We start from the raw sequence: 12,319 nt of genomic DNA, 5'->3' as shown, positions 1-12,319 counted from the left end.
TAGGGATGAATAATAAGAATGAAATTAGTACTAAAAATAAAATCTGTACCAGAACTTTTGGCCCTTGTTGCTTTAGGGATATTTTTAACGGTTTCGATATTAAATGTAACTTTTTATGCTCGGTATCTGCCTGGAACAGTTTATAAATTAGCGATAGCTTTTTCCCTCTGTCTTTTGGTTATAAAAGAGTCGTTTAAGAGAAAATATGATTATAGAGCTCTCATTGGTTTGTTTGCAACGATTTTAATTTATTTTATAGTAGGGAAAATAACAGCTCTCAGTTCAGAACTTCCTGTAAGTATATTATTTATTTATACTTTACGAGATGTTCCCTTTAAGAAGGTGGCGAAAACTTCATTAGTCGTTAGTATGTGCCTGTTGTTTTTTGTTATCATAAGCGCAAGATTAGGAATCATAACGAACTATGTAGAAATTTCTGGTCCTCGAGTGCGGACCTACCTAGGTTTTAGATATGCTCTATTTCCTTCGATTTTACTGATGAATATAGTTGCTATTGTGTTTTATTTAAAGCAAAACAAAATCCAATACTGGCAATGGTTACTGTTGGCTCTTTCTGTTTATTGGGTATATGATCAAACGGATTCTCGTTTAACATTTTATAGTTCCTGTGTATTGCTGACATGCAGTTTGTTAATAAAATGGTTTCCGAAACTATTTTCAAAGTTAGGATATGTGTTTAAAGCTTTTAAACCAACCTTTATTGTAAATGCAGTTATTAGTTTTTGGATCTCCGTTACCTATCTAAATTCAAGTCATTCTTTTATCAATGATCTTCTTTTTAAAGTGAATCATATGTTAGGTGGTCGGATATACTTGGCTAATAAATCTTTAAATCTCTATGGTTTTGGATTTTTTGGACGACCAGTTTACTGGAATGGGAATGGTCTGACTGTTGAAGGTGTTAGAAACTATCAGACCTATCTGTATGTGGACAATTTGTACGTCCAAATTTTACAGAGATTTGGTCTACTCATCCTGGGATTAATGGTCTCAGTTCTATCTTTGACACTACTTAAAGTCATTAAGAAACGCCAGTGGATTCTTGCTCTGATTTTGATATTAATGAGTTTTCACTCTATGGTTGATGATTTGAATTTGTATCTTCATAACAATATTTTTTGGATATTGGTAGGTGTTTTAATAAACCCGGATTATCAGTTTTCTGATGAAAGCGATGAAGATCTAGGGGGACGTTCGTCTGAAAAAATTGTATAGTGAAATGGTAAGAAGTATTTAACAAGAACATAAAAGAGCATAGACTGGAAAGACGGTTTTATTTCGATTTATATAGGAGGAAAGTATGTCGGATATCAAAATCATTCAAGATAAGATTTTATCTATTTTGAAAGAGTTTATTAATATTTGCGAAGAAAATAACCTAACCTACTATGCTCTAGGTGGGACCTTGTTAGGAGCGGTACGTCATCAAGGTTTTATTCCTTGGGATGATGACATTGATATTGGCATGCCTAGGGAAGATTATGAAAAGTTTAAAAAAATAGCTTCAAATGTCTTGCCAGAAAACTACAAGTTTTTAAACGAAGATACATTAAATTATAAAAAAGCTTTCTCTGTGATCCGAGATGATTCTACAAAAATCATCATGAATTATAGTAAAGAAGAATTGGTAGAGAGTTTGTGGATAGACATTTTTCCGTTGGATGGTATGCCCTCTAATGTTTTAAAGAAAAAAATTCATTCTTTGAGATACTTGTACGCAAGGATGATGGTTCAACTCTCGCAATTCAATAGTTTGGTGAATCAGAAAAAAGAAAATCGGCCATTCATTGAAAAGATAATTATTGCTTTTGCGAATGCTGTTAATATTGAGAAGATTATTTCCTTTACATGGGCTCAGAAAAAATATTTACAAACGATAAAAAAATATTCGTTTGATGAAGCTTATGCAGGAAATTATACGGGAGCTTACAAATTAAAAGAGATAGTACCGAGTGATTACTTTGGAGAACCAGTTCTATTACAGTTTGAAGATCTTAAACTTTGTTGCCCTTGCAAATACAAAGAATATCTAACAGCCATTTACGGAGCGGATTATATGCAATTGCCGCCAGAAGATAAAAGGACTCTTCACCACTACGAGATTATATCACTGGGTGAAAATGAAGGGGAAGTGTAGTTTAAAGATGAAAAAAATCGCTTTAGTGAAATGGATTTTGGATGATTCTGGTGGCGGTGAACGAGTTGCTGTATCTTTGGCAAACGAACTTACAAAAAAGTATGAAGTTCATTTGATTGGAATTACAACAAAGCAGTCGGACCTTTTTTTTAAAATCAATTCTCAAGTAAAATACTCCAATTTTTTTGACCATAGAGTACGTTTGTCTAAGAATATTCTAAAAATCTCAAAAATGTTAAAAAAATATTTCATAGATAATGAGATAGAGGTTGCTTTTGGGATAGGGATATCCGCTAATGTATTTTTATCTTTGTCAGGAATAGGAATTTCTACTAAAGTAGTTTTGTGTGATCATACCAATTCAATTACGGATAATAGAGAATTTTCTCAGAAAGTCCAAAGATATGTTGGGACAAAGTTAGCAGATAAGATTATTACTCTCACGCAAGAAGATCGTGAAAATTATATAAAAAAATACGGCGTTCCTGAGGAAAAAGTTTGCTACATCTATAATTGGAAAGAGGCTTCTTTTTCAGATATCTCCTATAATAAAAATTCAACTAAAATCGTGACGGTTGGTCGTTTTGATTATCAAAAAGGATTTGATTATCTTGTTCAAGTCGCGAAAAAAGTGTTAGCGAAAAGGTCTGACTGGACTTGGGAAATCTACGGTTCCGGAAGTCAAGATGAAGTGGACAAAATCAGAAATTTAATCAACGAAAATGATTTACAGGATAAGTTAGTCATCAAAGGACTCGAAAAAAATCAGGATTTGATTTATGGAGATAAAGGGATTTATGTCATGACATCTCGCTATGAAGGTCTACCTTTAGTTCTACTGGAAGCTCAACAATACAACCTCCCAATTGTTAGTTTCAGATGTCCAACAGGACCAAATGAGATTGTTGAAGATGGAGTTAATGGTTATCTGATTGATTGTTATGATACCGATAAAATGAGTGATAGAATACTTGAATTGATGGAAGATTCGAACTTGCGAAGTTCCTTCTCCAATCATGCCAAGGATAATATGGATAAATTCGATAAGGAAAAAATTCTCAAGCAGTGGATTGAACTAATTGAGACGATTTATGAGATAAGATGAAGGATTGTTTATTAACAATTGTAATGCCTAGTTATAATACTCAGGAGTACATTTCAAAAGGGCTGGAGTCTTTTCAACAAGTGCTTCCGAATGATAAAAATAAATTTGAAGTACTGGTTGTCATGGATAATCAATAATTCTGAAAGGTCGTTAAAGGAACTATATAGAAAGATTGAGTAAAGCTCATATAAATACGTTCCTACGAAAAAATTTGCCAGATTGTCTAACTTAAATTATAGGACTAACTTTGCTTTGGGAATAATTTTTAATCCGATTTTAAATAAATACTCTGAAAAAAAAGAAAAAGAGAGGGGCGTTTAAGATGTTTATCAGCATCGTTGTTCCTGTTTATAATGTTGCAGACTATCTGCATTTTGCGATAGAAAGCTTAATTAAACAGACCTATCAAAACTTTGAGATAATCCTTGTAAATGATGGTTCCACAGATAATTCTCCTATATTATGCGAAGATTATGCAAAGCAATATGAAAATATCCATGTTTTCCACAAAGAAAATGGTGGATTATCTGATGCACGTAACTTTGGAGTGGCAAAAGCCAACTCAGACTGGATTTTCTTTTTAGATCCGGATGATTATCTTGAAGCATATACTCTAGAGTTAATCGTGAAAATTCAGGAAACACACCAAGCAGACTTGATTTCAACAAAGGTAAAAGCTACTTCAAAATATAATGCTTATACTTCTTATCGATTACAAGACTCAGACTATAAAGATTTGGCTCCGATTACAAAAGAAAAGGCTCTGGAACTAATGTTGGATGACAAAGTTGCAACGGTTTCTGCCTGTGCTAAGCTTTATAAAAAAAGCATATTGGAACGCGTTCCATTTCCAGTCGGGAAAATCTATGAGGATTTTTATGTTGTAGCAGAACATCTTGCCTTAGCTGAAAGAATCGTGATCAGTCCACTTGAAACCTACAATTACTATCGTAGGGAAGGGAGTATAGTTCGTTCAACTTTTACTGAAAAAAGATATGAGTTCTTTGAAGCTGTTGCAAAAAATGAGGAAGTTATTAAAAGAGAGTACATTCAGAGTCCAGAATTAAAGCAAGCTTTGCAAGCTAAAAAATTATTAGGTGGTTTTGTAGTAATTGGTGCAAAAGCTGACTCAGGCTTAAAAGATTTTTCAAAAGATAAAGAGTTGTTGAGAGTCGAAATGAGTGACTTGTTAAAAAATAATAAGTTATCATGGAAGATAAAACTAAAACACCTTATTTTTATTTTTAGCCCTAAATTGTATTTGTTGCTACGATAGTCTCGTACATAGATCCAATTTAATTTGCAACAAGTGTCAAAAAAATGTAGGAAAGAGGAAATATGAAAGAAGTTTTTAGAATAATTGACCATTATAAGTATGACCAGTCAAGCTTTTTGTTTTCACTGATTAATTCTAAATTGGATGACTTGAAATGAAAGTATTAAAAAACTACGCCTACAATCTTTCTTATCAGTTATTAGTGATTATACTCCCAATCATTACGACTCCCTACGTAACACGGGTCTTTTCTTCGGATGATTTAGGGACGTATGGATACTTTAATTCTATTGTCACCTACTTTATTCTCTTAGCGATGCTAGGAGTTGCTAACTATGGTACTAAGGTCATTTCAGGACATCGTAATGAGATTAAAAAAAACTTTTGGGGAATCTACTCTCTGCAATTAGGGGCAACAGTTCTTTCTCTGTCCTTATATGCTCTTCTTTGTCTGACCCTTCCCTCTATGCAAAATCCGGTAGCCTACATTCTAGGCTTGAGTTTAGTTTCAAAAGGTTTAGACATTTCCTGGCTCTTTCAAGGGCTAGAAGATTTTCGAAAGATTACTGTTCGAAATATCACAGTTAAACTCGTTGGAGTCATTTCAATCTTCCTCTTTGTCAAATCTGCAAATGACCTATATCTCTATGTTTTTTTGCTAACCATATTTGAACTTTTGGGGCAACTAAGTATGTGGTTACCTGCTAGGGAGTTTATCGGTAGTTCTCATTTTAGCATAGAATATGCTAGGCATCATTTAAAGCCGGTCATATTATTATTCCTTCCTCAAGTAGCTATTTCTTTGTACATTACGCTGGATCGTACCATGCTTGGAGCCTTAGCTTCTACAAAAGATGTAGGGATTTATGACCAGGCCCTAAAATTAGTAAATATCCTTCTGACCTTGGTAACTTCCTTGGGAAGCGTTATGTTGCCTCGTGTCGCGCATTTGTTAGCGACAGGTGATCATAAGGCAGTCAATAAGATGCATGAAATGTCCTTCCTCATTTATAATTTAGTCATTTTTCCGATGATGGCAGGAATCTTGATTGTCAATGATGACTTTGTTCAGTTTTTCCTTGGTCAAGATTTTCAGGATGCACGTTATGCAATCGCCATTATGATCTTCCGTATGTTCTTTATCGGTTGGACCAATATCATGGGAATACAGATACTGATACCTCACAATCAAAATAAAGAATTCATGATTTCAACAACAGCTCCCGCAATAATCAGTGTAGGTTTGAACTTACTATTCCTTCCTAAACTTGGATATATCGGAGCAGCCATTGTTTCTGTTTTGACAGAGGCGTTGGTATGGGCGATACAATTATACTTTACCCGTAGATACCTAAAAGAAGTTCCACTTATCGGATCTTTGACAAAAATTATTCTAGCATCAGCTATCATGTATGGTATCTTGCTAGGTTTAAAAACAGTTATACATTTTTCACCAACCATAAATGTTATAGTATTTGCAGTGCTTGGTGGAATCATTTATCTTTTTGCAATTCTATCTTTGAAAGTGGTAGATATAAAAGAATTAAAACAAATAATTAAAAAATAATGGAGTTAACAATGTACGATTATCTTATCGTTGGTGCTGGTTTGTCTGGAGCAATCTTCGCACACGAAGCTACAAAACGCGGTAAAAAAGTTAAAGTGATTGATAAGCGTGATCACATCGGTGGAAATATCTACTGTGAAAATGTTGAGGGCATCAATGTCCACAAGTATGGTGCCCACATTTTCCATACTTCCAATAAAAAAGTATGGGAATATGTTAACCAATTCGCTGAGTTTAATAACTATATCAACTCGCCAGTGGCTAACTACAAGGGGAGTCTTTACAATCTTCCTTTCAATATGAATACCTTCTACGCTATGTGGGGAACCAAGACACCACAAGAAGTCAAGAACAAGATTGCCCAGCAAACGGCTGATATGAAAGATGTTGATCCCAAGAACTTGGAAGAACAAGCCATCAAGTTGATTGGTCCAGATATCTATGAAAAGTTGATCAAGGGCTACACAGAAAAACAATGGGGACGTTCTGCTACTGATCTTCCACCATTCATCATCAAACGCTTGCCAGTTCGTTTAACCTTTGATAATAATTATTTTAATGACCGTTATCAAGGGATTCCAATTGGGGGTTACAACGTAATAATCGAAAATATGCTAAATGAAGTAGAAGTAGAACTTGGAGTGGACTTTTTTGCCAATCGTCGAGAATTAGAGGCTTCTGCTGAAAAGGTCGTATTTACAGGGATGATTGACCAGTACTTTGACTACAAACACGGGGAGTTAGAATACCGTAGTCTTCGTTTTGAGCATGAAGTTCTAAATGAGGATAACTATCAAGGAAACGCAGTTGTAAACTATACAGAACGAGAAATTCCTTATACTCGTATTATTGAGCATAAACACTTTGAGTATGGTACTCAGGAGAAAACGGTTATTACTCGCGAATACCCAGCTGATTGGAAACGTGGAGATGAACCCTATTATCCAATCAATGATGAGAGAAATAATGCTATCTTTGCTAAATATCAAGAAGAAGCGGCGCAGAATGATAAGGTTATTTTCTGTGGACGTTTAGCAGATTATAAATACTACGATATGCATGTGGTAATCGAACGTGCATTGGATGTGGTAGAGGAAGAACTAGGGAGTATCTAAGAACATCACAGATAAAGGGGAGAAAAGGTGAAATATTATCTGAAGGATTCATTTCTGCATAATGAATACGAAAAGAATGCAGGAAATAAGGCACGAAATGACGTGGAAGCTATTCTAATCTCAGAGGGTTATAAGGGGTTGGAACTCAAGGTTGAGAATTGGTATAAGATGAATTTCTTTAAAGCTCAGCAACACAAATATCGGGCAATCAAGTCTGTGTTTGATCAGTTAGGATCTGGAGATGAATTGCTGATTCAGTTCCCGATTATCCACCATACATTTTTCATCTCACAACTCATTAAGCAGGCGCAAAATAGAGGAGTCAAATTCTATCTTGTGATCCATGATATTGAAACCTTACGTCATGTAGGAAATTCAGCAGTGAAACTTCGTCATAAAGTGAGAAATTACTTCCAAGAGAAGGCGGCTCTTACATCAGTGGATGGCATTATCGTTCATAATGATATCATGAAAAATGCCTTGACAATTCAAGGCATACCATCAGATAAAATGGTTAGCTTGGAGATTTTTGACTATCTGATTCCGAACTTTGAGGAAAAAAGTGTTCCCCAAAAAGAAGAAGCGATTATCATCGCCGGAAATCTAATTCCAACAAAATCAGGCTATCTTTATAATTTGCCAGAACAGCCAGCCTATAATCTCTATGGAATGGGGTACGATGAAAGTCGTGCATTGAAAAATACCACCTACTTTGGTTCCTTTATGCCAGATGACCTCCCAAATGCTCTTCAAGGTAGTTTTGGTTTGGTGTGGGATGGTGATAGTTCAGAAACTTGCAAAGGTTCTTTCGGAAATTACCTACGTATTAACAACTCCCACAAGGCTTCTCTTTATTTGGCTTCGGGCTTTCCTCTAGTTGTTTGGAAAGAGTCTGCCCTTGCGCATTTTGTGCTAGATAAGCAATGTGGTATAGCAATTGATTCTCTACATGACCTCCAAAAGGCACTGGACGATTTGACAGATCAAGATTACATGGAACTGTCGGCTAATGCCAGACAAGTAGGAGTAGCGATTCGAAGTGGAGATTATCTGAAATCGGCCATTTCTAAATTGAAGTAAGAATTTGAAGCTACTCATTGATCAGTTCGTTAGAAAGATTACTTCATTATGAAAGGTATTATTCTTGCAGGTGGTTCGGGAACACGCCTGTACCCACTTACTCGAGCTGCGTCAAAACAGCTGATGCGGTTTATGATAAACCCATGATTTATTATCCTTTGTCAACCCTAATGTTGGCTGGAATCAAGGACATTTTGATTATCTCAACACCATAGGATTTGCCCCGTTTTAAGGACTTGCTCTTGTATGGTTCCGAATTTGGGATCAAGCTCTCTTATGCGGAACAACCTAGTCCCGATGGACTTGCTCAGGCTTTTCTTATCGGTGAGAAATTTATCGGTGACGATAGTGTTGCCTTTGCTTTTGCCAAGCTCATAGTTGAGTTGAGGGGACGTTTGGCCTTGGCAGGAAACTTGCTGGAGTCTACAGGGATTACTTCGACATCACTGTCTTTAAGAATCTCGACAGCAAAGTCATACCAAGTGATATCTTCAGTTGAGTCATTTGATAAGTGGTAGTAGCCAAATGCTTTTTGATTTTCAGTCAAGTAGGTCATGAACTCAGTCAAGGTACGTGTCCAAGTTGGGCGGCCGTGTTGGTCGTTGACAACAGTGAGAGTTTTATGGATTTTGGCTAGATTTTGCATGGTAAAAACAAAGTTCTTTCCATAATTTCCAAAGACCCAAGCAGTGCGGATGATGTAATACTGTGACGTAAGGTTTTCAACGAGTTCTTCACCCATTCGCTTGGTACGTCCGTACTCTGTCTGCGGATCAGGTAGGTCATCGACTTCCCATTCTTGTCCGGCGGGTTTCTTCCCATCAAAGACGTAGTCTGTCGAGATATAGACCAGAGTAGCTCCGTATTTCTCAGAGACCTTGGCTACATTTTCAGTTCCAGTTACGTTGATGGCAAAATCCAGTTCTTTCCCCTCGTCTTCTGCAGCATCAACAGCAGTGTAGGCTGCACAATGATAGACCAGAGTTGGCTTGACTTCAGCAAATACCTTCTCAACCATTTCAGCATTCGTGATATCCATTTCGGCCACATCAACTGCAACATAGTCTACATTTCGTTCATCTAGTAAATAACGTAGTTCGGTACCGAGTTGACCATTTGCACCTGTAATTAATATCATTGTCTTCTCCTTAACTTTTCTTCTATCTAATCATAGCAAAAAAAATGATAAAAAATCTGATTTTCGGCCCTTATTTTGCTGGTTTAAGATATAAAAATATAGTATTAGAGAATCATAATTTTATAATAGAAAACTTATTTTTCAGAATTTACCAAAGTAATTCAAAAATTCTGAAAATTATATTGACATGTTTCTGAAAAGGGACTATAATGGGGTGAAAGTTTTAAAGGAGAAAACAATGAAAAGTTCAAAACTACTTGCCCTTGCGGGTGTGACGTTATTGGCAGCTGCGACTCTTGCGGCTTGCTCTGGATCAAGTTCAAATGCTAAAGGTGAGAAAACATTCTCATACATTTACGAAACGGATCCTGATAACCTAAACTATTTGACAACTGGTAAGGCAGCTACAGCAAATATTACTAGTAACGTTATCGATGGCTTACTTGAAAATGACCGCTATGGTAACTTTGTACCATCTATGGCTGAGGATTGGTCTGTATCTAAGGATGGATTGACTTACACGTATACACTCCGAAAGGATGCAAAATGGTATACATCTGAAGGTGAGGAGTATGCAGAAGTTAAAGCTCAAGACTTTGTAACTGGTCTTAAGTATGCTGCTGATAAGAAATCAGATGGTCTTTACCTGGTTCAGGAATCTATCAAGGGATTGGATGCTTACGTCAAAGGAGAAATTACAGATTTTTCTCAAGTAGGAATCAAAGCTCTTGATGATTATACCGTTCAATACACATTGAACAAGCCAGAAAGTTTCTGGAATTCTAAGACAACAATGGGTGTTCTGGCTCCTGTTAATGAAGAATTTTTGAACTCTAAAGGGGATGACTTTGCTAAAGGTACGGACCCAAGCAGCATTCTCTATAATGGACCATTCTTACTCAAATCAATCGTAGCCAAATCATCAGTCGAGTTCGAAAAGAATCCAAACTATTGGGACAAAGACAATGTCCATCTTGATAAAGTGAAATTATCCTTCTGGGATGGTCAAGATACTAATAAGCCAACTGAAGCTTTCAAAGACGGTAGCTTTACAATGGCTCGCCTCTTCCCAACAAGTGCTAGTTACTCAGAGACTGAAAAAACATTCAAAGACAATATCGTTTATACCCAACAAGATTCTACTACTTATTTAGTAGGCACAAATATCGATCGCCAGTCTTATAAGTACACTTCTAAGACAACAGATGAGGAAAAAGTATCAACCAAGAAGGCACTTTTGAATAAGGACTTCCGTCAAGCTATTGCATTTGGTTTTGACAGAACAGCCTACGCTTCTCAAGTAAATGGTGCAAGCGGGGCTACTAAACTGCTTCGTAACTTATTTGTTCCTCCTACATTTGTACAGGCAGATGGGAAAAACTTTGGGGAATTAGTTAAGGAAAAATTGGTGACCTATGGAGATGAGTGGAGTAACGTAAACTTGGATGATGCCCAAGATGGACTCTACAATCCTGACAAAGCCAAAGCAGAATTCGCTAAAGCTAAGACAGCCCTTCAAGCGGAAGGTGTGAAATTCCCAATCCACTTGGATATGCCTGTAGATCAAACAAATACAACAAAAGTTCAACGTGTTCAATCTTTTAAACAGTCAGTTGAAGAAAATCTAGGATCAGATAATGTGGTTATCGATATCCAACAGCTCCAAAAAGACGATGTTCAAAACATTACCTACTTCGCTGAAACTGCGGCTGGAGAAGACTGGGATATCTCAGATAACGTGGGTTGGTCTCCAGACTATATCGATCCATCTACTTATCTTGATATTATCAAGCCTTCTGTAGGAGAAAACACGAAAACATATCTAGGATTTGATTCTGGGACAAACAACGCTGCGGCTAAGCAAGTTGGTTTAGAAGACTACGAAAAAATGGTTGTGGAAGCTGGTGAAGAAACTACTGATGTTTCAAAACGTTATGAGAAATATGCTGCTGCCCAAGCTTGGTTGACAGACAGTGCCTTGCTCATTCCAACAACTTCTCAAACTGGTCGTCCAATGTTGTCTAAGATGGTACCATTTACACTTCCATTTGCATACTCTGGTAACAAGGGTATGAGCGAAGCCCTTTTGTACAAATATCTAGAAGTACAAGATAAGGCAGTGACAATAGAAGAATACCAAAAAGCTCAAGAAAAATGGTTGAAAGAAAAAGAAGAGTCAAATAAAAAGGCCCAAGAAGATCTCGCAAACCATGTGAAATAACTTTAAAAAAGTGAAGGATTTAGCCATCGACATGATGATTAAGTCCTTTTTGCCTAAATTATTTTTCTAATTTTATCTCCATGATATCTGTAATAGGTTTATTTAGTATAGATATTACAGAATTTTTTAATATTGAAAACACTCATAAAATTTTAAATACGTTATTTACCTCAAATTTATCAGTAAATGAAATCATATAAAATAACTAAAAGAACTTAGAATGCCTTGAAAAAGTAATAAAAAGTCGCTTTCAATTTGCAAGAAGCGCCCGTCTGAAAAAGTGGTAAATGATTAATTTTATATTTTATTTAATATACTCTTAGTGAACTGCACCCCAAAAATTAGATAGCAAAAATCTAACTTTTGGGGTGTTTTATTATGAAATTGAGTTTTGAAGATAAAGTTCAAATCTATGAACTAAGAAAACAAGAACAAAGATTTAGACATCTTTTAAAAAAATTTGGTGAGGATGCTTCTTGTCTAAGGTACATGGTGAAATTAATTGACTATTATGGAATAGGAATCGTCAAAAAAGAAAGGACGAATTTCATCCTTTCTAGATCTAGCTTTTCTTCAACCCACTACAGTTGACAAAGAGCCTTTTTATTTGTATGAATGTCAAAAAGAGAGAACAATATTTGTTCTCTCTTGATGTGTGT

The 12,319-nt window shown here is 36.0% G+C and carries 9 protein-coding genes and 2 pseudogenes; 10 read left to right on the top strand and 1 reads right to left on the bottom strand.

Annotation, left to right across the window (positions count from 1 at the left end; all coding sequences use genetic code 11):
* The first annotated feature begins 18 nt into the window (after positions 1–18).
* From FD735_RS08225 to FD735_RS08185, 8 genes and pseudogenes are all read left to right on the top strand, one after another.
* On the top strand, positions 19–1,236 hold the full coding sequence (locus tag FD735_RS08225) for a polymerase (protein ID WP_139658940.1): 1,218 nt from the start codon (positions 19–21) through the stop codon (positions 1,234–1,236).
* An 85-nt stretch (positions 1,237–1,321) separates the two neighbouring features.
* Complete coding sequence (locus tag FD735_RS08220; RefSeq protein WP_139658939.1) at positions 1,322–2,158, top strand: phosphorylcholine transferase LicD; 837 nt, start codon at positions 1,322–1,324, stop codon at positions 2,156–2,158.
* 7 nt (positions 2,159–2,165) lie between these two features.
* Positions 2,166–3,263: a glycosyltransferase family 4 protein gene (locus FD735_RS08215; RefSeq protein WP_139658938.1), complete on the top strand. Its 1,098-nt coding sequence runs from the start codon at positions 2,166–2,168 to the stop codon at positions 3,261–3,263.
* Between the two features lie 322 nt (positions 3,264–3,585).
* Entirely contained in the window at positions 3,586–4,539 is a 954-nt protein-coding gene (locus tag FD735_RS08205) for a glycosyltransferase family 2 protein (RefSeq protein WP_139658937.1), read from the top strand.
* Positions 4,540–4,693: 154 nt separating this feature from the next.
* Entirely contained in the window at positions 4,694–6,106 is a 1,413-nt protein-coding gene (locus FD735_RS08200) for a flippase (protein WP_139658936.1), read from the top strand.
* Positions 6,107–6,117: 11 nt separating this feature from the next.
* A complete protein-coding gene (glf, locus tag FD735_RS08195; RefSeq protein ID WP_139658935.1) occupies positions 6,118–7,221 on the top strand; it encodes a UDP-galactopyranose mutase in 1,104 nt (367 codons plus the stop codon).
* Between the two features lie 27 nt (positions 7,222–7,248).
* Entirely contained in the window at positions 7,249–8,301 is a 1,053-nt protein-coding gene (locus FD735_RS08190; protein WP_139658934.1) for a galactofuranosyltransferase, read from the top strand.
* Positions 8,302–8,349: 48 nt separating this feature from the next.
* Positions 8,350–8,657 (top strand): annotated as a pseudogene (locus FD735_RS08185) (sugar phosphate nucleotidyltransferase); the annotation flags it as partial.
* On the opposite strand, the gene rfbD reads toward FD735_RS08185, so the two are convergent.
* Entirely contained in the window at positions 8,609–9,439 is an 831-nt protein-coding gene (gene rfbD / locus FD735_RS08180; protein WP_139658933.1) for a dTDP-4-dehydrorhamnose reductase, read from the bottom strand. The pseudogene FD735_RS08185 and the gene rfbD overlap by 49 nt on opposite strands.
* A 238-nt stretch (positions 9,440–9,677) precedes the next feature.
* On the opposite strand from rfbD, the gene FD735_RS08175 reads away from it, so the two are divergent.
* Together FD735_RS08175 and FD735_RS09965 are read left to right on the top strand one after the other, a co-directional pair.
* Positions 9,678–11,660, top strand: a complete 1,983-nt coding sequence (locus FD735_RS08175; RefSeq protein ID WP_139658932.1) for a peptide ABC transporter substrate-binding protein — start codon at positions 9,678–9,680, stop codon at positions 11,658–11,660.
* Between the two features lie 378 nt (positions 11,661–12,038).
* Positions 12,039–12,194: pseudogene (locus tag FD735_RS09965) on the top strand (IS3 family transposase); the annotation flags it as partial.
* Positions 12,195–12,319: the final 125 nt, after the last annotated feature.

It is taken from the genome of Streptococcus sp. 1643, from assembly GCF_006228325.1.
GTDB lineage: Bacteria > Bacillota > Bacilli > Lactobacillales > Streptococcaceae > Streptococcus.
This window is presented reverse-complemented; position numbering and strand designations above follow the sequence as displayed.